Source organism: Rudaeicoccus suwonensis (genome assembly GCF_007829035.1).
GTDB lineage: Bacteria > Actinomycetota > Actinomycetes > Actinomycetales > Dermatophilaceae > Rudaeicoccus > Rudaeicoccus suwonensis.
This window is the reverse complement of sequence record NZ_VIVQ01000003.1, coordinates 91,439-114,387: the sequence shown is the minus strand read 5'-3', so window position 1 is coordinate 114,387 and position 22,949 is coordinate 91,439. Positions and strand designations below refer to the sequence as shown.

Here is a 22,949-nt window from a genome sequence, read left to right as displayed (position 1 = left end):
CGGTGCCGATCAGACCCGCCCGGCCACCATGTCCATCAGCCGCGCGACCACGTTGCCCTTGCGCAGTCCGTCGTGCTCGAACTCGTTGGTGACCCAAGCGCGGCAGTTGCCCACCCGTCGCGATGTGTCCATCGACAGATCGGCATCGACATACATGTCGTCGAAGTAGACCGCCGCGGCCACGGGGACCGTGTTGCGGGCGAGGCGCTCTGCGTCATACAGCGCGGGCCACGAGGTGTCGGCCGCCAGCAGGTCCGCAGCACCAGCGAACGGCCGCAGCAACGGGATCTGCTCGAACATCCACCGGAACATCGTCTCGCCGGTCAGCAACAGCGGTGTGGCCGATGGCGCGAACTCGGGTCGGCTGGCCAGTTGCGCGTCGGCTGCCCACCCGCTGGCCCCGCCCTGGGCGTAGCAGAACTCCTGCAGCGCGTAGATCGGCCCGTCGGCGAAAGCGGTCTCCGCGAGCACCGTGTGCTTGAAGCGGTCGGAGATGCGGTCGCCCTCGAAGGCCGTTTCCAGCGCCCAGTGCACCCGCTCGTAGCCGTCACTCATCCCAAAAGCACGGCCCAGCAGTCGCATTCGGTCGGTCGTCAGCCGTGAGCCGTCGGGCAGCAGCACTTCGTTGTCGTCCAGGTGGTCCGCCAGGGCACGCACGAGAGCGACGTCCTGCGGGTATCGCTCGTAGAACGCGGCGTTCTTCGCGGCGATGCGCGGGAAGGTGCGCGCGTAGACCTCGGCGGCATCCGCGTCGAGGCCGGACAGGCCACCGGTCACCAGGCAGCCGCTGAGTCCCTCGGGCGCCTGCGACAGATAGGTCAGGGTGATGAAGCCGCCGTAGCTCTGGCCCAATGTCATCCACGGCCTGCCGCCCGCGACCTGCGCGCGGAAGAGCTCCGCGTCGGCCACGATGCTGTCGGCCCGGAACAACGAGATGTATGCCGCAAGCTCTGCCGCGTCGAGGTGGCCGACGGACTGCGCGGTCAACGGGGTCGACCGACCGGTGCCGCGCTGGTCCAGCAACAGCACGCGGTGCGTCTGGGTGACGTGGCCGAGCCAGCCGTCCGCACCATACGGCCGCGGGCCTTCGCCGCCGGGGCCACCTTGCAGGAACACCAGCCACGGAAGATCCGCGTCGACCTTGTCGACGGCAACGACCTCACGGGCGAAGACCTCGATCGTGCGGCCGTCGGGGTTGCGGTGGTTCAAGGGGGCGGTCACGGTGTGCTCGGTCAGCGCGAGGCCAGGAATGCGCGTCGTCATACCTCGCAGATTAGGGCAGAGCGCCGTCCGCTTCCTGGGACCCACCCCTTTCCTCGCTCGACCGGACCCTTGTGACCCGCGCCACAGTGTGGCAGGGTGTGTGACGCAGTTAATCGATTTAAACAACGTTCGAGGTGCTTCGATGGTCGTCCGCCTGCGTGACGTCGCCGCTCTCCTAGGTGTGAGCGATGCGACAGTCTCACTTGCGCTGTCCGGAAACCCTCGCATTTCCAAGGCAACTCGCGATCGCGTGATCGCAGCAGCGGAGGAACTGGGGTACCGCCCGAACCGCGCCGCACGTGCGCTTCGCACCGACGCAACCCACACGCTCGGCCTGATCGTGAGCGACATCGCCAACCCGTTCTTCGGCGAACTCGCCAGCGAGATCGAGCGTCATGCCGAAGAAGCCGGGTACTCGGTGACCTTGTGCAACTCCAACGAGGATCCCGCCCGGCAGGACAACTATCTGCTCAATCTGCTGGCAGGCAGCCAGGCCGACGGAGTGCTGCTCGTCCCCACGTCGTCGACGACCGCCGGCCTCCGCGCCGCAGGCGCTGCGGGGGCACGCATGGTCGTGCTGGACAGGCCGATCGCCGTCCCCGGGTCAGGACTCGCGGCTGATCACCTGCGCTCGCTGCCCACGGTTCGCAGCGACTCTTCAGAGGCACTTCGGCACGCTGCCGAGCTTCTGGTCGAGCTGGGTCATCGAAGGGTGGGCATCGTGGCCCCACCGCAAGGAACGCCACTGGGCCGCGAACGCCGTCGTGAGATCAAGGACGCCTTGGTCGCCGCAGGTGTCACCGGGCGCGACGTCGTCGTCGAAGAAGGAGACTTCCGTCAAGACAGTGGGTTCGCAGCAATGACAAGCCTTTTAGGCAAGTCGAATCCACCGACTGCGGTGATCGCGGCCGACGGACCCATGGGCGTCGGAGCCCTGAAGGCAGCCCGCGCTGCCCATCTCCGGTTGCCCGACGACCTGTCGTTCATCTGCTTCGACGACACCCCGTGGTTCGAATTGTTCGACCCACCGCTCACCACCATCGCCCAGCCGATCCGCGAGCTGGCGAGCGCCGCGGTCGATGCCATCCTCGGGCTGATCGCCGGCGGCCCGGTGCCCGACCAGAGCCGTTGTCGACCCCGGTCCACGTTCGTCCAGCGCGCGTCCTGCGGGCCACGTCCTACCTCTTCGACGCGCTCATCCCACGCACGAGCAACGTCATACAAAACCGATCCTCCAGGAAAGAAGAACAGCTGATGAAGACCCCACGCACCACCGTCGCCGCCGTCGCCCTCGTCGGCCTGTCACTCGCCGGCCTCACCGCATGTGGCCGGGGTGGCTCCGATGCCTCAGGTAAATCGTCTAACGGAGCCAAAACCGCCAACATCGCCATCGTCACCCGCGACTTCTCCAACCCGTACTGGGCGGCGCTGCGCGACGGCGCGATCGCCGAAGGCAAGGCACAGGGCGTCAATGTCACCGTCAAGGCCGGATCGAGCGAGACCGACTCCCAGGGCGAGAACGCGCAGATCCAGGCGCTTGCCGGTCAGAACTTCAACTGCTTCGGCGTCGTCCCGGTCAACGCGACCAACGTCATCACCCCGCTCGTGCCGATCGCGCGCAAGGGCATCCCGATCCTCGACCTGGACACCCAGATCGACCCGGCTGCGTCAAAGGCCGCGGGCGTCTCCTACGCGTCGTTCATCGGCTCCGACAACATCTCCGCCGGCGAGCAGGCCGGGCAGCAGTTGCTCACTGCAATGGGCGGCAAGGGCGATGTCGGCGTGCTCGAGGGCATCGCGGGCGAGCAGAACGGCATCAATCGGCTCAACGGTTTCAAGAAGGTGACCGCCGGCAAGCTGACCATCGTTTCGGCCCAGCCGGCGAACTACGACCAGAACACCGCTCTGACGGTCACCACCGCGATGCTCCAGGCGAACCCGAACATCACCGGCATCTTCGCCGCCAACGACACGATGGGCCTGGGTGCCGCGCAGGCGGTCAAGAACGCCGGCAAGGAGGGCAAGATCAAGATCATCTCCGTTGACGGAATCCAGGCCATGCTGACGTCGATCAAGTCCGGCGCCAACACCGGCACGATCACCCAGTACCCGTACGCCGAAGGCCAGATGGCCGTTCAGGCGTGCATCGCCAAGGTCGCAGGCAAGTCGATTCCGGCCCGGGTGGTCTCGCCGATCGTGTTCATCAACTCAGCCAATGTGGACAAGGCGATCGCGTCTTTCCCGAAGCCCTTCGGCGTCTTCGACGACCCGTTCGGCACACCCGCGTCGAGCAAGTGACAGACCGGCCCTCACCACCCGTCGAAAGGCACTCTCATGTCGGTGCAAGCCGCCACTGCTGAACCCGATGTCGACCGGCCGCGGCGTCATCCGGTCGAGACGATCGCGCAGTATGCCGCGCCGATCGCGCTCGTCGCACTGTTCGTCATCTTCTTCATCGCCACCCCGAAATTCCTCACCGGCAGCAACATGACCGCGCTGCTGGTCTCGGCGACGATCCTGCTGGTGCTGGCCATGGGCCAGCAGTTGGTGATCACCGTGGCCGGCATCGACCTGTCCGTGGGCTCCAACCTGCCGTGGGCGGCGACCGTCGTCGGCTGGACCTATGAGCATCACTGGGGCACACCGGCCGCCATCCTCGCCGGCATCGTGGCCGGCTTGATCGTCGGCTGCGTGAACGGCATCCTGGTCGCCCACCTGAAGATGACCGACTTCATCGTCACGCTGGGCTCGTTGTCCGTCGTCAGTGGTCTGACTCTGTTGGTCACCAGCGGCAACCAGATCCCGGTGTCCTCGAGCTTCATGCAGGATCTAGCCCTCAACGGCCTCGGGCCGATCCGGTGGTTCTGGTTCGTCGGTGTCATCGTGGCGCTGATCGTGGCCTTCGTGATGTTCCGCACCCGAACGGGTACCTACCTGCTGAGCACCGGCGGAAATCTCGACGCCGCCCGAGACGTCGGCATCCCGGTCAACCGCGTGCGGCTGCTGGCGTATGCCGGCTCCGGCCTGGCCTGTGGCATCGCCGGCGTGCTCTTCGTCTCCAACAACGGCGGCTCTGATCCGACGATGCAGACCAACCTGCTGCTGAGCTCGATCGCCGCCGTGGTGCTCGGCGGCTCCGGTCTGAGCGGTGGTCGTGCGTCGGTGCTCGGAACCGCCGCGGGCGCCCTGCTGTTGCAGACTCTGCTCAACGGGTTCACGCTGCTCAACATCTCGCAGTATTACCAGCCCATCGCAGTCGGAGTCGTCGTGCTCGGCGCCGCCTTCATCTCCCGGTTCCAGCGATAGGGGAAGACCTTGGAAACCATTGCTGAAAAACAGGGCTCGAAGACGACCGACGTGCTGCTGGACGCGCAGCACCTCACCAAGTCATTCGACGCGGTGCAGGCGCTGCGCGATGCCAGCATCAGGCTGGAACGTGGCAGGGTCACGGCACTGCTCGGTGACAACGGCGCCGGCAAATCGACGTTGGTGCGGTGCCTGACCGGGGTCCACCCGGCCGACAGCGGCACCATCACGATCGACGGGGTCGAGGTGCACTTCTCCTCACCCGACGAGTCTCGGCGCAGCGGCATCGAGACGGTCTATCAGACCCTGTCCCTGATCGACGATTTGCCGGTCTGGCAGAACCTCTTCCTGCGCCGCGAGCTCACCAAGGGCGTAGGGCCGTTCCAGGTGCTCGACAAGAGGGAGATGCGGGACCAGGCCACCGCCATACTGACCGAGCTCGACGTGCACATCCCAAGTGTCACGACCACTGTCCGTCGGATGTCCGGTGGTCAGCGGCAGAGCATCGCGATTGCGCGAGCGGCGCACTGGGGCCGCCAGTTGGTGGTGATGGACGAGCCCACGGCCGCCCTCGGGGTGCGTGAGACGGCGGCGGTCGAGGCGCTGGTCGCCCGCCTGCGTGACCGAGGAATCACCGTTCTGCTGATCAGTCACGACATGGCTCAGGTCAAACGGATCGCCGACACCGCAGTCGTGATGCGGCGCGGCACCACCGTGGCCCGGCGTGCGGTCAGCGACGTGTCCAGCGACGACCTGGTCGGGCTCATCACCGGTGCGCAGCCAGGTGATGCAGGTGCGTGAGGGCGTGCTCGTGGTCGGCTCGATCAATCTCGACACGACGATCACCGTTGATTCCTTTCCGCGACCTGGAGAGACCCTGCTTGGCACCGGCCTGATCACCAGCGTCGGCGGCAAGGGCGCGAATCAGGCCGTGGCTGCAGCGCGCATGGGCGGCTGGGTCGGTATGACGGGCGCCGTGGGCGCAGACGCATCCGGCCAGCAGGCGCTCGAGAAGCTGCGCGCGGACGGAGTCGACGTGACCGGCGTGCGCGAGTTGCCGGAGGCGCCGACCGGAACGGCTTGGATCACGGTGGCCGATGGCGACAACACGATCATCGTCATCGCCGGGGCGAACTCGCAGTGGCCGGCCGTGCCTGAGTTGCCCGATGCATCAATCATGTTGTGCCAGTTGGAGATTCCGCTCAGCGTGGTCGAGATCGTGGCGGAGCGGTTCCAAGGCCGGTTGGTGCTGAACGCCGCACCCTCACAGCCCCTGCCCGACTCTCTGCTGCAACGCTGCGAAGTGCTGATCGTCAACGAGCACGAGTTGGCGGACCTGGTCGGCACGCCTGACGTGACCTCCTCGAACCGCGCGGCCCTCGTGCGAGCGGCCCACCAGTTGCGTGCGCGTGGAGCGGAAGCGGTGGTCGCGACCCTCGGCGGCGACGGCGCGATGCTCGTCGACGCCGATGAGGTCACCTGGATCGAGCCTCCGCCGGTCGCCGAGGTGGTCGACACCACCGGCGCCGGAGATGCGTTCTGCGGGGCGTTCGCAGCGCGACTCGCCGCCGGCAGCACGATGGCCGATGCCGCGCGGTGGGGAGTTGCAGCCGGCTCCTTCGCAGTCGGCGGCCACACCGCACAGGGCTCCTACGGCAGCCTCGAGCAGGTGCGAGCGATGTACGACCTCACCCGATCCGTTCACAAGGACCGCTGACCATGATCCGAACCGGCGTCGTCCATGCCGAACTCGCGCGACACCTGGCCGGTCTGCGGCATACCGAACATTTCGTGGTGTGCGACAGTGGACTTCCGTTCGCTGACGTGCCGTGCGTCGATCTCGGATACCGTTACGGCGCAGCGAGTTTCGCCGATGTCGTCTCGACCGTCATACCGGCCGTCGTGATCGAGGCAAGCTGGATCTCCGAGCAGATGCCACAACTCAACCCTGACAATCTCGCCGTGCTGTATGACGTCGGACTGACTCCGGAATCCATCGATCATGACGAGTTCAAAGCCCGTGCGCTGACCGCGAAATTCGCGGTCCGCACAGGCGAAGCGACGTTCTATGCGAACGTGATCTGCCGAGCCGGCGTGCCTTTCGACTCACCCTGAGCGAGGTCCGCCGCCATCACACCTGATGGCGGCTGAGTCGTCACGAGACGCCGATGTCCTCGTTCCACAACGCGGGGTTGGCAGCGATGAAATCGGTCATCATCGCGACGCACTCGGCATCGTCCAGCAGCACCACATCGACGCCATGCTCGGCCAGCCAGTCGTGTCCGCCGACAAAGGTCTGCGCCTCGCCCACGACCAACCGCGAGATGCCGAACTGGCGCACCAGCCCGCTGCAGAACCAGCACGGCGACAGCGTGGTGACCATCGTGGTGCCGCGGTAGGTGCGTTGCCGTCCGGCCCGCCGGAAGGCGTCGGTCTCACCATGCACCGACGGGTCATCGTCCTGCACCCGCCTGTTGTGACCGCGCCCCAGCAGGGACCCGTCAGGTCCGAAAAGCGCTGCGCCGATGGGGATTCCGCCTTCTGACAGACCGATGCGCGCCTCATCGAGCGCGACTGCGAGCATCGCGCGATCGTCGCTCATGCCGTGACCTTCGATGCACGCGAGGAGAGTGCCGGCACGAAACGCCGCAGCCCGGCATACAGCACGGCCGAGAGCAGGAAGCCGACGAGATAGGTGATGTCACCGACCTGCGGGTGCGCATGCGGGATCGGCCCGGTGTAGTTGGTCTGGTTGGAGAACAGCCACACCGAGATGCCCATGCCGACGATCATCGCGATCGGCCCGGCCCAGTTGTGCCAGCTGCGATCCTGAGCAATGGCAGCGAAATCCGAGCCACGATGCATCAGTCGATCGACGAGGACGACGCCCAGCCACGGTCCGATCCAGTAGGCGATGACCAGCAAGAAGTTCTCGTAGTTCTCTCCCGCGTTCCCCAGCCCGGCGAGTGCCAGGAAGAAGCCGAGTATGCCGAAGGCCACCGCTACGAAGGCCCGTGCGCGGTGCAGGGTGGTGCGGAATCCGATTGCCAGGGCGGACATCGCGCCGGAGTAGATGTTGAGGGCGTTGGCCGCGATCGCGCCGACGGTGATGCACAGCAGCGTGAGCTTGCCCAGCCAGGTCGGCATCAACCCGGTGTAGACACCGGGGTCGACCGCCGCCGACTTGCCAGCAGCGGAAACCATTGCTGCGCCTGCCGATTCGAGCACGACACAGGAGACGAAGACGCCAATTGCCGAGAAGAGTCCGGCGGCGCGACCGTTGCCTTCGGGCTGATAGCGGGTGTAGTCGCTGCCGTACGGATTCCAGCCGCACGCGTAGCCGAAGGACGCGCCGGTCATCAGCAGGAAGGCACCGACAGTGGGTGTGCCGCCTGTGCCGACCGACGGGTGCGACTTGCCTATGACGATGACGGCGCCGACGACGAAGACGACCGCCAGCACTGGGAAGGCCCACCGTTCGAAGACATGCACCAAGTTGTGTCCGAGGAAGGCGACGCCCAGCTGCAGCACCACGACGATGAGCAGGGTCAGCCACTTCGGCAGTCCGGGTATCAGGGCGTGCAGGGCGAGTGCGCCGCTGATGCTGTTGACGGCGAACCAGCCGATGCCGGCCACGACTGCGTTGAGTCCGGCCGGCAGCACGTTGCCGATGAAACCGAAGCCCGTGCGGGACAGCACCATCTGACACAGGCCCGAACCCGGACCCCACGACGACAGGATCCCTTGCGTGATCGATCCGAGCGCGCTGCCGAGGACGATGGCAGCGATCGTCTGCCAGAGGTTCAGTCCCCAATACAACGTGCCGAGGATGCCGACGCCGATCGTCGCGAACTCCATGTTCGGTGACGTCCAGGTCCACAGCAGATCGATCGGCCTGCCATGCCGTTGGCTCAGTGGGACGACGTCAACCCCACCAGGCTCGATGGCCAGCGTCTTGTGCCCGTAATCCTCGGCACTGATCGGATTGGATTCGGAATCGACGGTCACCCCGGACAGAATCCTCTCTCGATCGCCAGCCGTGGTTACGGCAACATCACCATTTGCTGGTAGTTTGCTGAGTTTTCCATGCGGTCGGCCGCGACTGGATGCATGTCGGAGGTCGTCCGCGGGGCGGTACCTGCCATAGCTGTCGCGTCGCGCCGCCGTCCTGGCTGGGGGTCAGGACGGAGTTGTCGCTGTGCCACCTCCTTCAGTGTGAAGTGTGGTTGGTTCTTTCAGGGTGCTGCACAACGCGATGGCGATGACGGGCACGATGGCCAGCACGACGAAAACGCCTTGGGGGCCGTGGTGTTCTGCGACGAGACCGAGGAGTGGCATGAACAGCCCGCCCGCACTGATGGCCAGGCCGAGGGTGACTCCGGCGGCCGTTCCGGGTCGGCTGGGCAGGTAGTCCTGGCCAAGTTTGACCAATACCGCAAACGGGATGTTGGTGACCAGGCCGACGATCAGGATCAGCGGGAGCGCCCCGTACTTGTCATCGCAGGCCAGCAGCGCCCACAGTGCGGGTAACAGTGCGGCGTTGCCGAGTTGCACGGTGCGGACCGAACCGAACCGGTCGGCGATGCGACCGCCGAGCAGGGTCCCCACCACACCGCCGGCGAGTTCGAGGGTGAGTGCGGTGCCGCCGAGCAGACTGGATGCGCCGAGATGGCGAATCCAGTAGAGCGAGACGAATGTGTTGATGCCGTTGCTAATCAAGGAGCGGACAACCTCTGCGGTAGTCAGGGTCGCGAACATCCGCGGGTGGTCAATGCCCTCGTGACGCACCGTGCGCTTGTGGACATGGGCGCGGCGGTTGTTGTGTCGCCACAGGATGAAACCCATCAGGATCGGGGGCGGGATGAACAGCGCCGTCGCTCCGATTCCGAGCCCGTCCAACGCTGGGGTGGCGAGGGCCGGGCCGATGAAAAACCCGACGCTGCCGCCGGCGGCGAAGTAGCTCATCGCCGTGGCGCTACCGCCGGACTCATAGCGGGCATCGCGTCCCGACGGTGGATGGAACATCGCGATACCGAAGCCGGCCAGCAACAACAGTGCGAACACGAGCGGGTACTGAGGTGCCAGCCCGGACAGTCCGGCGCCGATGCCCGCGAGACTCATCCCTACCGGCGCCATCCAGGGCAGACGCCGGCGGTCGGCCAGGATGCCGATCGGGATCTGCGGCAGAGCGCTACCCAGCGTGGTAGCCAGCGCGAGCCCGGACGCTTCCACATAGCTGAAATGCCGCTCAAGCACGAAGTACGGGATCGCGGCCGGAACCAGGCCCTGGAAGAAGTCATCTACGGCGTGCGCGGTGCCCCAGATCCGCATCCGGTGCCATGGAGTACGGGCGTCCTGTCCGTCCACGCGGGCCGCCACGATCGAGCTCTCATTCGATGCCACCCACCTATGCTGGCTGCTTGGCGTGCGCGAGCGCTTCCCGTAATCTGCATACTTGTGTCGCAAATCCGCCACATGCCGATCGCGCCCACCCACACCATCGCCCATGCTGGCGGCGACACCATCGACCGGCACCAGCACGACGACCACCAACTCGTCTACGTCAGTTCGGGCGTGGTCGCGATCAACACCGAAGCGGGCGCGTGGGTCGCCGGCAACGACCGGGCACTTTGGATCCCCGCACACACCTGGCACCAGCATCGCTTCTACGGCGCCGGGAATCTGCACACCGTGGGTTTTTCAGCCGCTCACTCGCCGCTGCCGGTCAATGCCCCCACCGTCATCGCAGTGGAGCCTCTGCTCCGCGAATTACTCATCGCGTTGACCGCTGACGGTCTCACCGAGGCTCATGCACGGCGGATCCGGGGAGTCATGACCGACCGGATGAGGCAAGCCCACCACGCTCCGTTCGTGCTCCCCGTCGCGCACGACCGCCGACTCGCTCACGCCTGCCACCTCGTCGAGGCTGACCTCGCCCACCCGCGCTCGATGGCCTGGCTGGCCACCCAAACCAACACCAGCGAACGCGTCCTGTCGCGGCTGTTCCGCGACGAATTCGGCATGACTTACCCGCAGTGGCGCACCCAACTGCGCTTGTTCAGCGCGATGGTCCTGCTAGCCGAGAACCACACTGTCACTGACACGGCGCGAGCCACAGGATGGGCCACCACCAGCGCGTTCATCGACACCTTCGCCCGCACCCTTGGCGCTACTCCTGGCGAGTACCGCGGGAAACGGTCAAGCGAACGACGTGGTGGATCACCCGGCCCTTGGGCCAAGTGAGGGTGGGACATCGCTCAATAGCGATGCCCAGAGTGGTAGCAGCCGGCCAATGTCCCGCGAATTGGAGTCTCTATGGACATCGTGCGCAGGCGCACTGATGCGCACCTTGTTCGCCCCAGGAGCACCAGCGGCGGGAAAACGTGGCGGGCGAGAAATGTTGTCTACCTCATGAGCGGGGCTGGCGTATGACACCGCCGCTGTGGATGGGCCGTACTTCCACTCCGCCGCCTTGATGAAGCACTGGATTGGTTTTCGCAATCGCCACAGCGGCGTCGAGGTCGTCCGCCTCGATCACGTAGACGCCGGCCACGGCCTCTCTGGAATCGACGAACGGGCCTTTGGTGATGGCACCAACGCGCACGGACGTCGCCATGTCTCGTGGAGTGAATGCGTACGCGACCAGCATTGCGTCGGACGCGGAGAGTTCGTCTGCGTGTGCATCGCAGATCTCGAGCGCAGCCTCGTCGGCGTCCAAGGCATGCGCGGACTCTGGTGCATAGATGAGGACGGCGTATTGCGCCATGAGATCTGTCTCTCGCTTCCATCAACGTGTTGTGACCTGCGCCGGACGCCGTGCGATCCCGGAGCACCGGCATGCCTCAGGCTGATCCCCTGACGACATCGCGGACCACCAGTCTGCGCGGAACTCAGACCGAACAACCACCTTCACCTGATCGACGAACGCGAACCATCACATTCGACAGATCCACAGGACCACAATCTCAGTGAGAGCTCTCGCGCCGACAGGCAGTGATGTGCTCAACCCAGCTGCCCCGGCGGGACCGATCGCAAGATCCGCGAGTGAACGCCCACCGATCGCCGCTTATATACAGTTCGAAGGTATATAGTTTCGTCATGAGTACACACCGTGGGCTCCACGAGGCGAGTTTTCTGATCCTGACGTCGCTGGCCGGTAGCAGCCAGCACGGATACGCGATCATCACCGACGTCCAAGAACTGTCGGGCGGTCGCGTCACATTGCGGGCGGGCACCTTGTACGCCGCACTGGACCGACTGAGTGGTGACGGCTTGATCGAAACCGAGAAGGAGGAAATCGTGCAGAACCGACTCCGGCGGTACTACCGCATCACCCATCACGGTGCCGAGGTCCTACGCCAAGAGGCGACTCGACTGGAAGCCAACGCGCGCGCTGCGATGACGCGCCTTCGTCCGGGAGTGGTGTGATGCAGACCCAGACCTCATTGGAACGCCGTTACCGTCGCTGGCTTGCCATCTACCCTCCCGCCTTCCACGCTCGCCACGAAGAAGAGATGCTGTCGGTCCTGTTGCGTGGAGCCCGCGACGGGCAACGCCATCCACGTCCGGTGGACGTGCTCGATCTGGTGTTGCACGGGCTACGCGAGCGCGGATCGGAGCGGGGGTTTCCCAGCAACTGGGAGCGCTCACACGCACGATTCATGTTCCCGTTCCGGATCGCGGTTGCAGGATGGCTGTGCCTCATCAGCAGCCTGCTCATCGCCTTTCACCGCGGTGAGGGTTGGCTCGTCGTTCTGCTTCCCGCGATCGCGCTGCATCTGTACCTTGCCTACCGCATCCGCCCGACTGCCCGTCACCACTGACAGTCACACTGGCGCCGTTGAGGGGATCGCGTATCGGGCACAGCACGAGCCGACCTGATCACCAGCGGCCAGCAGAATCGACCTGGGCCCCACCGGCCGGTCAAGCCCGCCATCGTCATACGGGGAGGGACACTCCCCGTGCGTCAGGCGGCAGTTGGTGGGTCGACGGGGCTGCAGTGCATGCTGATGGGGATGAGCACAGCGGCGATGACCGCTGAGGCGATGTAGATCTCTTGGTAGTCGAGATGTGCGATGAGGATTGATCCGAGCGCTTGGGTGGGTGCCTGGGGTCCGAACAACAGAAATGTCACCGCGGCGGCGACCCGGCCTTGCAGGTTCGACGGCGTGAGTTCTTGAGCGGCGTTGAGGCAAGCGAGGAAAACCCAGGGCAATGCGAAGCCGAGGACAAAGGATCCGGCCCACGCGAAGGCAAGTTGCCCTGTCGTCCGCAGCAGCGTGCCGACGGCGAATGCCAGCAGTCCTAGAGCGACGAGGTGCTCAAGGCCGATGCGGGCAATGACTTTGGCACTGGTGAGGCTGGCGATGATGGACCCCGCTCCAAGCAGAGCACTGAATACGCCGAGGTAGGCCGGGTGGCGGTGAAGGGCCGAGACCATGCTGAATTGGGCGGCGACTCCGACGCCCGACACTGCGAGAACAACGGCAGCGACCAGGACGATTCGGGCAAGTCGAGGGGTGTCGCGGATATGCCTGAACCCTGCATTCAGCTCGGTATGCCAGGCCCGCCGCGCTGGGGGTGGAGGTTCGGTTGGGATGCGCAACCGTGTGGTGGCGAATGCTGCTACAACGAAGGTGAATGCGTCCAGAGAGGCAACAGCGCTGCCGCCTAGAACGGTGAACAAGCCCGCGCCGACGAGCGGAGCGACCAAGCGGCCGATTTCCTGCATTCCCAGGCGCCACCCGTTGATTCTTTGGCGAAGCGCGTCGGGAAAGGCATGGGAGAACAAAGCCGTCTCCGCAGGGGCGACCAGCACCAAACTGGTGCCGTAGCACGTCATCACGACGAACAGGAGCCACACCTGCGACCGGTGCTGCAACAGCACGAGAGATCCAACGGCAACTGCCGTCACCAGGTTGACGGCGATGATGAAGCGCTTCCGCTGCACGCGGTCCACGACGAGCCCAGCGACTGGACCGAACAGCGACGGGAGGTAGATGCACGTCATGACCAGACCGGCGGTGGCGCTGCTGCCAGTCAATTGCTTGGCCCAAATGCCTGCCACCAGACTGAGAGCGCTGTCTCCGATCAGTGACAGACCAAGGCCGGTCAGGTACCAGCGCGCGTTCCGCCGATCTTGTCGGGTAATCGTCCGCGGAGCCGTTGTCATCGATCTCTCTCCTCTCGCCGGCGATCGGCGAGCGAGACCAATCGAATGCCATGACGTTCACATCCGCAAGAACTCACTCAAGAAAGTTGATACGTGATCTAGCAAGAACTAATAGGATCGGCGCTGAGGTGGTGAAGCCACCCGCGCTTGAGGGGAGATACCACCATCGGTGATGTCCAAGGGGGCACTTTTCGCGCCGCTGCGGTCGGCTTGTCGGCGTAGCATCCGAGCCACGACCCAGTCATAGGAGAACCGATGGACCTGCCCGAGAACGTGATCGAACTCCTGCGCACGCCCGCATTGTGTTACGTCGCAACCGTCATGCCCGATGGATCGCCACAGGTGACCCAGACATGGGTCGACACGGACGGCCAGCACATCGTGATCAACATCGTCGACGGCATGCAGAAGGCGAAGAACTTCGCCCGTGACCCACGCGTCGCGGTCGCCATCTCCGACCCGCGAACTCCTGCGGCTTTCGCGCAGATTCGCGGCCGCGTTGCCGCGATGACCACCGACGGCGGCGTCGACTCGATCAACGCGCTGGCGCACAAATACACCGGAAAGCCCTACGCCTGGTATGGCGGCCGCGAGCAGACCCGGCTGATCGTCACGATCGAGGCAGACCACATCACCGACATGCTCTGACCAACTGGTTTCACCATGAGCGTCGTGGCCGACACCCGGCTGGTCATCTTGCAGAGTGTTCAACCGTTGACGACCGATGTCAGCACGCTCGCCCGGAGTCTCACGGTCCTGACAGACGGCTCGCCCGATCAGGTTGCCCGCTCGGATGTGCCGGCACCCGCCCATGTCGTGCGCCGGCCCCGCGACGAATGGCGGCAGTACCTCACAGAACTCGACCGGGACACGGCCGTCACCACCAACGACGAGTACCTCTTGGCGGAATGCGCACGTCTGCGCCACCACCTGTCGCTCAGAGCGGTGACACCGACACCGATCGCCCACTACCTCGACAAAGTCTCGATGAAGTCTCAGCTGTATGCCGCCGGCATCCGTGTCCCTGCCTGGGTCCCTGTGGACGGACCCGTCAGTCGTGGGATGCCACCGCCGCCCTCCCTGGAGTTTCCTGTCGTCGCGAAACCGCGGATGGGCTCGAACTCCCGTGGCGTGCGAGTGATCGACGACGCGCCCCAGTGGCAGAGCTGGACCGCCGACAAAGCCGGTCAAGCCGGGTGGCAGATCGAGGAGCACATCGATGCTGCGATGTTCTTCGTGGACGCCTTCGTGCACGACCGGACGTACACGCCGGTGCTCGTCGGCCGATACCTCGGCCCGCTCCTGCCCAGCTCCACGACCCACGTGTTGGGCGCGGTGAGCGTCGACCCTCACGAGGAGATCTGGCGACGGGCCGTGGAACTCGGGCGGCGCGTCGCGGACTGCCTTGGAACCAACGGGCGCTTTGCCACCCACCTGGAGTTCTTCGACACCGGCGACGACCTGGTGGCGCTCGAGGTGTCCGCTCGCGCGCCAGGCGCCATGGTGTCCGAGATGGCCCGCGTCGTCAGTGGCCACAACCTGGAAACCGCACATCTTGCCGTGCAGGCTGGAAGTCCGCTGCCGAGGTTCACCGACACCGGCCGTCACGCCGCGTGGATCTCCCTGCTCGCCGCACGCGGACAAACCCTCCAGGACCCACCGGACTCGATGCGGACGACGCTCACCCTGCACCACCTGCCACCGCCGAGGGGAACGTCCGCCGGCCGATACATCGCAGCATTAGGTCTCCTCGTCGCCGATGACGTCGATGAAGTGCGGCTCGACGTCGACCGCTGCACGGCGCATTCGTGGTTTCACTGAGCACCGTCCGGATCACTCGGCAACGGGTTCACCCGCGCCGGTCGCACAGCATGTATGTCGGCGCTGGTGAATAGGCTTGCGGCGTGACGAATTCGCTGCCGGAGCGGGCCGCTGACACCACCGCGGAGGAACCGTGGCCGGTGCGCACGCTCTCGATCAAGATCGCCGACTACGTCGACAAGATGTCGGCGCTGTGGGTCGAGGGTCAGATAGTGCAGCTCAACCGCCGCCCTGGGGCGCCGACGGCATACGTCACATTGCGCGACACCGAGGTCGACATGTCGCTGTCGGTGACCGTGCACGTCAACACCCTCGACGCGATGGGTCCTGGCATCGGCCCCGGCAGCCGTGTCGTGGTGCAGGCCAAACCGACCTTCTGGACCAAGCGCGGCACCCTGCACCTGGACGCGCGACGGATGAAGCCGGTCGGTGTCGGTGATCTGCTCGCACGCCTGGAGCACCTCAAGCAGTTGCTGCGCAGCGAGGGGCTGTTCGACCAGCGCCGCAAGAAACCACTCCCCTTCCTGCCGCACACTGTCGGGCTCATCTGCGGGCGCGCGAGTGCGGCCGAGAAGGATGTTGTCGAAAACACCCGACGTCGCTGGCCCGCAACGAGATTCGAGATCCGGCAGGTCGCCGTGCAAGGGCCCGGCACTGTCGCCGAAGTGACCGAGGCGTTGCAGCAACTGGATGCAGACCCGGCTGTCCAGGTGATCGTGATCTCCCGTGGCGGCGGCAGCTTCGAGGACCTCCTGCCGTTCAGCAACGAGGCCCTGGTGCGTGCGGCCGCCGCGGCCCGCACCCCGATCGTCAGCGCGATCGGCCACGACGTCGACACCCCCCTGCTCGATTTTGTGGCCGACGTGCGTGCATCCACTCCCACCGATGCAGCAAAACGCATCGTCCCTGACCTGGCCGAGCAGCAGCGCGGCCTCGATCAAGCCCGGGCAGCAACCGCCCGAGCCCTGCGGGACCGAGTCGTCGCCGAGCGCCGCCATCTGGAGCAGTTGCGCAGCCGGCCGGTGCTGCTGACGCCGGCGACGATGGTGACCTCACGCCGCGGCGAGATCGTCGCGTTGCGAGAGCGAGCGGCATCCACGATGACGCACCGGCTCGAACGCACCGCAGACCAGGTGAGCCACCTGCAGCAGCAGTTGCGGGCGCTGTCGCCATTGCAGACTCTCGAGCGCGGATACGCGGTCGTGCGGCACGCGGACGGCCAGATAATCACAGCGGCAGCCGACGTCGAGCCGCACGAGTTGCTGCGCGTCACCGTCGCCGAGGGCGACTTCGCTGTCCGACCCGTCTCCTAAACTCCTCACGTATGACGACCGACGACTCCGAATCCGCCACGATCGACCAGGCCGCAGCGGCGACCGCCTCCGACTCGGGCGATGCGAAGACGTCGACGACCGCGAGCGCCGACCCGAACGCCGACGTCGCCGACCTCGGCTACGAGCAGGCCCGCGATCAACTGGCCGCCATCGTGGCGCGCCTCGAGGGCGGTTCCGCAACTCTGGAGGATTCGATGCGGCTGTGGGAGCGCGGTGAAGCACTTGCGGCGCACTGCCAGCGCTGGCTCGACGGAGCGCAACGCCGGATCGAGTCGATGACCTCAAGCGGTGACACGTCCGACTCGTAAGGTCGAATCGGCGTTGAGCGCCGGCCGGCTCAGTTATCCGGCGGCAGGCCAGAATTGGCGACCAAGCTACTCTTGCTCAGCGGCTTCACCGAAGCAGCGAACTGCTCGATCTGCGCCCAACTACCCGTGCCGGTCACCACAGTGCTGAGGCCGTTCAGCGGGGTCGAGCGCACGAGGCTGCGCTGGTCGCCATCGGAGCGTTGCACCTTCATCCACGCGACACCGCCGATGGTGACAGTGCCCTCGCTGCTTCCGCTTCCGGTCTGCGCGTTGACCCAACTCGCGCCTCCGTCATTGGTCTGCAGCACCGCCGCGTAGCCGTTGTTCGGACCGTCATAGCCAGCTTGCCAGGTAGCCGGCTGACCGGCCTGATCGAGCAGGGTGACGTTGACGGCCTGCCAGCCCGCGGGCAACCCGTCGGCGACGGCCGGATCCCAATGCTGCTGCAGACCGATCTCGCGCGCGATGCCGGCGACGTCCTCGACCGGCTGGGAGACACGATCGACCCGCGGCACGAAGGCCCACCACACCAGGCACGCCGCGACCACCACGACTGTCGAGATGACCATGCTCTTGATGCCGCCCGGCATACCTCGACGGGCAGGGGGTGCGGCTGATCGCACCGAGTCGTCCGACGGCATGGCCTCGCCTGGGGTTGTCACATCTCCCATGGTCCCAAACGACGCCACAACCACGGACAGCCGCCCTTCGCCGAGCCGATAGAGTCGGGACTGCCCACAGCACCCACCATCGCGCAGGTCCGTGCGCCGGCCCGAGGAGACCCATGCCGTCCGACATCACCGGGAGCACCGAAGCCCCCGAACGCAACCTCGCCCTCGAGCTCGTGCGAGTCACCGAAGCAGCTGCCATGGCCGGCGGTCGCTGGGTAGGCCGCGGCGACAAGAACGCCGCCGACGGCGCCGCGGTCGAGGCGATGCGCTATCTCATCTCGTCGGTCTCGATGTCCGGCGTCGTCGTGATCGGCGAGGGCGAAAAGGACGATGCCCCCATGCTTTTCAACGGGGAGCAGGTCGGTGACGGCACCGGTCCCGACGTCGACGTGGCCGTCGACCCGATCGACGGCACCACCCTGACCGCCAAGGGGATGACGAACGCGGTCTCGGTGATGGCGGTCAGCGAGCGGGGCTCGATGTACGACCCGAGTGCGGTGTTCTACATGGACAAGCTCGCGGCTGGGCCCGACGCCGCCGACGTGGTCGACATCCGGCTGCCTGTCGCCGAAAACATCAAACGCGTCGCCAAGGTCAAGAAGGGCAGCGTCTCCGATGTCACCGTCGTGCTGCTGGACCGCCCGCGGCACGAGCAGCTGGCAGCCGAGATCCGCGAGGTCGGCGCACGCATCCGGTACATCTCCGACGGTGACGTCGCCGGCTCGATCATGGCCGCCCGCCCCGACACCGGCATCGACCTGTTGCTCGGCATCGGCGGCACCCCGGAGGGCATCATCAGCGCGTGCGCGATGAAGTGCGTCGGCGGCACCCTGCAGGGTCGTCTGTGGCCACGCGACGACGACGAGCGGCAGAAGGCGATCGACGCCGGTCACGACCTTGACGCCGTCCTCACCACGACCGAACTCGTCCGCAGCGACAACTGCTTCTTCGTCGCCACCGGCATCACCGACGGCGAACTGCTGCGCGGCGTGCGTTACCGCGCCGGGGGCTGCACCACCCACTCACTGGTGATGCGCTCCAAGAGCGGCACGATCCGCACCATCGAGGCGCACCACCGCCTGGCGAAGCTGCAGGAATACAGCTCCGTCCGACTCAGCGACTGAGCTGCGGCATGACTGGCACGCTGGTCGTCGGCGAAGCACTGGTCGACGTCGTCCACTCGGCCGCCGGCCACGTCGAGGAGCACGTCGGCGGCAGCCCGCTGAACGTCGCCATCGGCCTGGCCCGTCTCGGTCACCCGGCTCACCTGGCGACCTTCATCGCCGACGACGCGTATGGCGCGGAAATTCAGCGGCACCTGGCCGCATCCGACGTGCCGCTCGTCGACGGCAGCGTATCGGCGTCGCGCACTCCCAAAGCCGTTGCGCGACTTGATGATTCGGGTGCTGCAACCTACGACTTCGACATCACCTGGGATCTGCCGTACCCGCTGCCGACGGACATCGGTCACTTTCACACCGGGTCGATCGCCACCGTCCTGCAACCGGGCGCAACCCGCGTCAGTGAAGCGATGCTCGCCGCGCGCGATCACGCCACGGTGTCGCTCGACCCCAACGCGCGACCGAGCCTCATGGGCGACCCGCACGACGTGCGCTCACACATGGAGCAACTCGTCGGCTACAGCGACGTCGTCAAGGCCAGCGACGAAGATCTTGACTGGCTGTATGCCGCAGACACCGATGCCGATCTGCCCCACGTGATGCGCCTGTGGGCCCAGCTGGGACCGGCCTTGGTGGTCGTCACACGTGGCGGCAAGGGCGCGCTCGCCTATGTCGCCGCAACCGACTCACTGGTCGAACTGCCGGTCCGGAAGGTCGCGGTCGTCGACACCGTCGGTGCCGGCGATTCATTCCAATCCGGCCTGTTGTCAGGGCTGCTCGACGCCGGCCTGCTGGGCGGACCGGATGCGCGCACGCGTCTGCGCGCTGCAGACGCCGACGCAATGCAGCCGGCGCTGCAGCGCGCTGTCGCAGCCGCGGCCATCACCGTCTCGCGCGCGGGCGCCAATCCTCCGACCAGTGCGGAACTCAGCTGACGATCCGACAACGCCGACTCAACGCGGCCGGATCGACAACTCCTCAACACATCCGTCGTCGGCGACGGTCAGCGCGAAACGCACTGCCGCCGCAACGGATTCGGGTCTCAGGTAATCGGACGCGACATACTCGCCGTCTTCGTACCGGCGCAACTCTCGCTGCATGTCCGTGGCCACTCGACCCGGATGGATCGACGACACCCGCACGCCGTGCGGGCGTTCCTCTTCGCGCAACGCGTCGGTGAAGGCGCGCACCGCGAACTTCGACGCGGAATAAAGACCACCGCCACCGCGGGAGATGAAGCCCGAGCCGGAGTTGATGACGACCACTTGACCGCGGCGCTCCCGGAGCCGCGGCAACAGTAGTCGGGTGAGGTCGGCGACGGCCACGACGTTGAGCTCGAGCGTGTGACGCCAATCCTCCCGCCGCAGGTCCGCGACCTCGCCACTGCCGAGCACACCCGCCGAATGCACCACTGCATCAACGACGTCCACACCGACCACGGCAGCAGTGACCGCATCTGTGTCGGCCAGATCGGCGACGAAGGGCCGCGCTGACGGCAGGCTGCGGCATACGTTGTCGACCGCATCGGCATTCCGGCCGCCGATCAACAGGTGGTGGTCGGGCGCGAGAGCGTCGGCGATCGCGCGACCGATGCCGCGGGAGCCACCACTGATGAGCACTGTCGGGAGCCGGTTCGTCATGAACCCCAACGTATGCCGCTCGCCACGCCTGCCACAGCACGGCCCCGCGAACATGCCACGGCGCCCCTGCCCCAGTGAAACTGGAACAGGGGCGCCGCGATTCGAGCGCGACCCGGGGGTCAGGCCGACTGCTGGGCGTCGTCCCCACTCGCGTGCCGGCCCGCGCTCGCGGTGTTGCGCTGCTCCCGAGCACGTGCACGCTCGAGAGCTGCCTTACGCTGAGCCTCCGAATCAGCAGCGATTTCAGCCGCTTTGGCATCATCGCGGGTCAAGCACTCACCCGTGTGCGGGTCGAAGACGTGCATCGACGCCGGGTCGAACGCCAGGTCCGCCTCGTCGCCCTCGAGCACCCGCGAACGGGAGTCGAGGTTGACGATCATCTGCGTGCGCATGCCCTCGCCATCAAGGTCGCGGTCGAGTTCCTCCAACTGCTGGCGGACCGCGCCCTCGGCCTCGTACGGGATGTAGGCGTACTGCTCGTTGCCCAGCCACTCGGTCTGGTCGACGACCGCCTTGAAGTGCACCGAGTGCTGCGGTGCCTGCTCGACGGTGGCGTCCTTGAGGTGCTCGGGTCGCAGTCCGACGATGAGCACGTCGTGGCCCTTGATCTTTTCGGCGAGTTCGCCGCTGACCGGCACATCGACGAACGGCAGCTTCAACGTCGCGCCGTCAACCTGGGCGGGCAGGAAGTTCATCGGCGGCGAACCGATGAAGCCCGCCACAAACAGGTTGACAGGCTGTTCGTAGAGCTCGCGCGGCGACGCGACCTGCTGCAGCACGCCCTTCTTGAGCACCGCGACCTTGTCACCGAGGGTCATCGCCTCGATCTGGTCGTGCGTGACGTAGACGGTGGTGATCCCCAGACGCCGCTGCATGCGGGCGATCTCGGTGCGCATCTGGCCACGCAGCTTGGCGTCGAGGTTGGACAGTGGCTCGTCGAACAGGAAGGCATCGGCCTCACGAACGATCGCCCGACCCATGGCGACCCGCTGCCGCTGACCACCGGACAGGTTCGCCGGTTTGCGGTCGAGGTGCTCGTCGAGTTCGAGCATCTCCGAGGCCTCGTGCACCTTGGCGCTGATCTCTTCGTTGGTGTGCTTGCCCTTCTGCAGGCGCAGAGGGAACGCGATGTTCTCGAAGACCGTCAGGTGCGGGTAGAGCGCGTAGTTCTGGAACACCATCGCCAGGTTGCGGTCGCGCGGTGCGAGGTCGTTGACTCGTTTGCCGTTGATGAGCATGTCACCGGAGGTGATGTCCTCCAGCCCGACGATCATCCGCAGCAGCGTCGACTTGCCGCAGCCGGACGGTCCGACCAGGATGACGAATTCGCCGTCCTTGATGTCGAGGCTGACGTCGTTGATGGCCGGGAAGCCATCGCCATACTTCTTGACAATGTGGTTGAGCTCGATGCTTGACATAGCTGTTAACTCCTTGAAGTTCGGTATGACGTCAGGGGGTCAACCCTTGACAGCACCGGAGGTCAGGCCGGCGACGATCCGGCGCTGGAAGACCAGCACGAGGATCACGACGGGGATGGTGACAACGACAGCGGCCGCGCAGATCGCACCGGTCGGCTGCTGGAACTGACTGGCGCCGGTGAAGTACGCCAACGCGGCCGGGACGGTCTGCGAGTTCGACGACGTGAGGTTGGAGGAGAACACGAAGTCGTTCCAGGCCGTGAAGAACGCGATGATCGCGGTGGTGAACACACCTGGCGCCGCCAGCGGTGCCACAACCTTGCGGAATGCCTGCCAACTGCTGGCGCCATCGACCTGAGCGGCCTGTTCCATCTCCCACGGGATCTGCTGGAAGAAGGCGGCAAGGATCCAGATCGACAACGGCAGGGTCAGCGTGATGTAGGGAATCACCAGGCCAGGGATCGTGTCGTAGAGGTGCACCTGACGCCACAGGTTGAACAGCGGCGTCACCATGGCGATGGCCGGGAAGAACGACAACGCCAGGGCCGTCGTCAGGATGACCTTCTTGCCAGGGAAGTTCAGCCGGGCGATCGCGTAGGCGCAGAACGTCGCCAGCACCACGCTGATCACCGTCGCGAGGACGCACACGATGATCGAGTGCCACAACGCCGGCAGGAAGAGATCCTTGGCACCACCGGTGAAGATCACCGAGTAGTTCCCCCAGTAGATGTGCTTCGGCCAGAACAGACCGAACTCGGTGCTCGTCGCCGGAGCGGAGAAGACCGACGGGGATTTCAGCGAGGTCGCGAAGATCCACAGCAGCGGGACGAGGGTCCAGATCATGATCGGGATCGAGATCCCGAAGAATCCCCACTTGCCCTTGGTGGTCACGTTG

Annotated in this window: 25 protein-coding genes; 15 read left to right on the top strand and 10 right to left on the bottom strand. The window is 65.9% G+C overall.

Features of this window, described 5'->3' with window-relative positions; genetic code table 11:
* Positions 1 to 9 precede the first annotated feature (9 nt).
* Positions 10 to 1,263: an alpha/beta fold hydrolase gene (locus tag BKA23_RS14775; RefSeq protein WP_145229855.1), complete on the bottom strand. Its 1,254-nt coding sequence runs from the start codon at positions 1,261 to 1,263 to the stop codon at positions 10 to 12.
* 142 nt (positions 1,264 to 1,405) lie between these two features.
* Between BKA23_RS14775 and BKA23_RS14770 the strand changes: the two genes are divergently transcribed.
* From BKA23_RS14770 to BKA23_RS14745, 6 genes are read left to right on the top strand one after another with little or no spacing between them, the layout of a single operon-like run.
* Positions 1,406 to 2,518 (top strand): LacI family DNA-binding transcriptional regulator, encoded by a 1,113-nt coding sequence (locus BKA23_RS14770; protein ID WP_170226591.1) that lies wholly within the window; start codon positions 1,406 to 1,408, stop codon positions 2,516 to 2,518.
* Complete coding sequence (locus BKA23_RS14765) at positions 2,518 to 3,561, top strand: sugar ABC transporter substrate-binding protein (protein WP_145229851.1); 1,044 nt, start codon at positions 2,518 to 2,520, stop codon at positions 3,559 to 3,561. The genes BKA23_RS14770 and BKA23_RS14765 overlap by 1 nt, the downstream gene beginning before the upstream one ends.
* A 36-nt stretch (positions 3,562 to 3,597) precedes the next feature.
* Entirely contained in the window at positions 3,598 to 4,569 is a 972-nt protein-coding gene (locus tag BKA23_RS14760; protein ID WP_145229849.1) for an ABC transporter permease, read from the top strand.
* A 9-nt stretch (positions 4,570 to 4,578) separates the two neighbouring features.
* On the top strand, positions 4,579 to 5,370 hold the full coding sequence (locus BKA23_RS14755) for an ATP-binding cassette domain-containing protein (RefSeq protein WP_246104679.1): 792 nt from the start codon (positions 4,579 to 4,581) through the stop codon (positions 5,368 to 5,370).
* A complete protein-coding gene (locus tag BKA23_RS14750) occupies positions 5,357 to 6,286 on the top strand; it encodes a ribokinase (RefSeq protein ID WP_145229847.1) in 930 nt (309 codons plus the stop codon). The genes BKA23_RS14755 and BKA23_RS14750 overlap by 14 nt, the downstream gene beginning before the upstream one ends.
* Positions 6,287 to 6,288: 2 nt before the next feature.
* On the top strand, positions 6,289 to 6,684 hold the full coding sequence (locus tag BKA23_RS14745; protein WP_145229845.1) for an RbsD/FucU domain-containing protein: 396 nt from the start codon (positions 6,289 to 6,291) through the stop codon (positions 6,682 to 6,684).
* Positions 6,685 to 6,724: 40 nt separating this feature from the next.
* Here BKA23_RS14745 and BKA23_RS14740 read toward each other — a convergent pair whose 3' ends face one another.
* The 3 genes from BKA23_RS14740 to BKA23_RS14730 form a co-directional block, all read right to left on the bottom strand.
* A complete protein-coding gene (locus BKA23_RS14740) occupies positions 6,725 to 7,171 on the bottom strand; it encodes a nucleoside deaminase (protein ID WP_145229843.1) in 447 nt (148 codons plus the stop codon).
* Complete coding sequence (locus tag BKA23_RS14735; protein WP_211841743.1) at positions 7,168 to 8,577, bottom strand: purine-cytosine permease family protein; 1,410 nt, start codon at positions 8,575 to 8,577, stop codon at positions 7,168 to 7,170. The genes BKA23_RS14740 and BKA23_RS14735 overlap by 4 nt, the downstream gene beginning before the upstream one ends.
* A gap of 171 nt (positions 8,578 to 8,748) precedes the next feature.
* Positions 8,749 to 9,972, bottom strand: coding sequence for an MFS transporter (locus tag BKA23_RS14730; protein WP_211841742.1), 1,224 nt, complete (start codon positions 9,970 to 9,972; stop codon positions 8,749 to 8,751).
* 72 nt (positions 9,973 to 10,044) lie between these two features.
* On the opposite strand from BKA23_RS14730, the gene BKA23_RS14725 reads away from it, so the two are divergent.
* Entirely contained in the window at positions 10,045 to 10,812 is a 768-nt protein-coding gene (locus tag BKA23_RS14725) for an AraC family transcriptional regulator (protein WP_211841741.1), read from the top strand.
* Between the two features lie 166 nt (positions 10,813 to 10,978).
* On the opposite strand, the gene BKA23_RS14720 is transcribed toward BKA23_RS14725, so the two are convergent.
* Complete coding sequence (locus BKA23_RS14720; RefSeq protein WP_145229839.1) at positions 10,979 to 11,335, bottom strand: YciI family protein; 357 nt, start codon at positions 11,333 to 11,335, stop codon at positions 10,979 to 10,981.
* 332 nt (positions 11,336 to 11,667) lie between these two features.
* On the opposite strand from BKA23_RS14720, the gene BKA23_RS14715 reads away from it, so the two are divergent.
* Positions 11,668 to 11,997: a PadR family transcriptional regulator gene (locus tag BKA23_RS14715; protein WP_145229837.1), complete on the top strand. Its 330-nt coding sequence runs from the start codon at positions 11,668 to 11,670 to the stop codon at positions 11,995 to 11,997.
* Positions 11,997 to 12,392, top strand: a complete 396-nt coding sequence (locus BKA23_RS14710; RefSeq protein WP_145229835.1) for a hypothetical protein — start codon at positions 11,997 to 11,999, stop codon at positions 12,390 to 12,392. Before BKA23_RS14715 ends, BKA23_RS14710 begins: the two co-directional genes overlap by 1 nt.
* Before the next feature lie 143 nt (positions 12,393 to 12,535).
* On the opposite strand, the gene BKA23_RS14705 is transcribed toward BKA23_RS14710, so the two are convergent.
* On the bottom strand, positions 12,536 to 13,741 hold the full coding sequence (locus BKA23_RS14705; protein ID WP_145229833.1) for an MFS transporter: 1,206 nt from the start codon (positions 13,739 to 13,741) through the stop codon (positions 12,536 to 12,538).
* A 255-nt stretch (positions 13,742 to 13,996) separates the two neighbouring features.
* On the opposite strand from BKA23_RS14705, the gene BKA23_RS14700 reads away from it, so the two are divergent.
* The 4 genes from BKA23_RS14700 (at position 13,997) to BKA23_RS14685 (ending at position 17,204) form a co-directional block, all read left to right on the top strand.
* The gene (locus tag BKA23_RS14700; protein WP_145229831.1) at positions 13,997 to 14,389 is read left to right on the top strand and encodes a PPOX class F420-dependent oxidoreductase; all 393 of its coding nucleotides are present in this window, start codon (positions 13,997 to 13,999) and stop codon (positions 14,387 to 14,389) included.
* A 15-nt stretch (positions 14,390 to 14,404) separates the two neighbouring features.
* Entirely contained in the window at positions 14,405 to 15,562 is a 1,158-nt protein-coding gene (locus tag BKA23_RS14695; protein ID WP_145229829.1) for an ATP-grasp domain-containing protein, read from the top strand.
* 83 nt (positions 15,563 to 15,645) lie between these two features.
* A complete protein-coding gene (xseA, locus tag BKA23_RS14690) occupies positions 15,646 to 16,875 on the top strand; it encodes an exodeoxyribonuclease VII large subunit (protein WP_145229827.1) in 1,230 nt (409 codons plus the stop codon).
* 11 nt (positions 16,876 to 16,886) lie between these two features.
* Complete coding sequence (locus BKA23_RS14685) at positions 16,887 to 17,204, top strand: exodeoxyribonuclease VII small subunit (RefSeq protein ID WP_145229825.1); 318 nt, start codon at positions 16,887 to 16,889, stop codon at positions 17,202 to 17,204.
* Between the two features lie 29 nt (positions 17,205 to 17,233).
* On the opposite strand, the gene BKA23_RS14680 is transcribed toward BKA23_RS14685, so the two are convergent.
* Positions 17,234 to 17,866, bottom strand: a complete 633-nt coding sequence (locus BKA23_RS14680) for a DUF4245 family protein (protein WP_170226586.1) — start codon at positions 17,864 to 17,866, stop codon at positions 17,234 to 17,236.
* Between the two features lie 122 nt (positions 17,867 to 17,988).
* Between BKA23_RS14680 and glpX the strand changes: the two genes are divergently transcribed.
* Together glpX and BKA23_RS14670 are read left to right on the top strand one after the other, a co-directional pair.
* Complete coding sequence (glpX, locus tag BKA23_RS14675) at positions 17,989 to 18,999, top strand: class II fructose-bisphosphatase (RefSeq protein WP_145229821.1); 1,011 nt, start codon at positions 17,989 to 17,991, stop codon at positions 18,997 to 18,999.
* An 8-nt stretch (positions 19,000 to 19,007) separates the two neighbouring features.
* Positions 19,008 to 19,931, top strand: coding sequence for a PfkB family carbohydrate kinase (locus BKA23_RS14670; protein ID WP_145229819.1), 924 nt, complete (start codon positions 19,008 to 19,010; stop codon positions 19,929 to 19,931).
* A gap of 18 nt (positions 19,932 to 19,949) precedes the next feature.
* Here BKA23_RS14670 and BKA23_RS14665 read toward each other — a convergent pair whose 3' ends face one another.
* The 3 genes from BKA23_RS14665 to BKA23_RS14655 all read right to left on the bottom strand — a co-directional run bounded on the left by BKA23_RS14665 (position 19,950) and on the right by BKA23_RS14655 (position 22,897).
* Positions 19,950 to 20,636 (bottom strand): SDR family oxidoreductase, encoded by a 687-nt coding sequence (locus tag BKA23_RS14665; protein ID WP_145229817.1) that lies wholly within the window; start codon positions 20,634 to 20,636, stop codon positions 19,950 to 19,952.
* A 119-nt stretch (positions 20,637 to 20,755) separates the two neighbouring features.
* Positions 20,756 to 22,054 carry an ABC transporter ATP-binding protein gene (locus BKA23_RS14660; RefSeq protein ID WP_145229815.1) on the bottom strand — a complete coding sequence of 433 codons (1,299 nt, stop codon included), beginning with the start codon at positions 22,052 to 22,054 and terminating at the stop codon, positions 20,756 to 20,758.
* 39 nt (positions 22,055 to 22,093) lie between these two features.
* Positions 22,094 to 22,897: a carbohydrate ABC transporter permease gene (locus BKA23_RS14655; protein WP_145230180.1), complete on the bottom strand. Its 804-nt coding sequence runs from the start codon at positions 22,895 to 22,897 to the stop codon at positions 22,094 to 22,096.
* Positions 22,898 to 22,949: the final 52 nt, after the last annotated feature.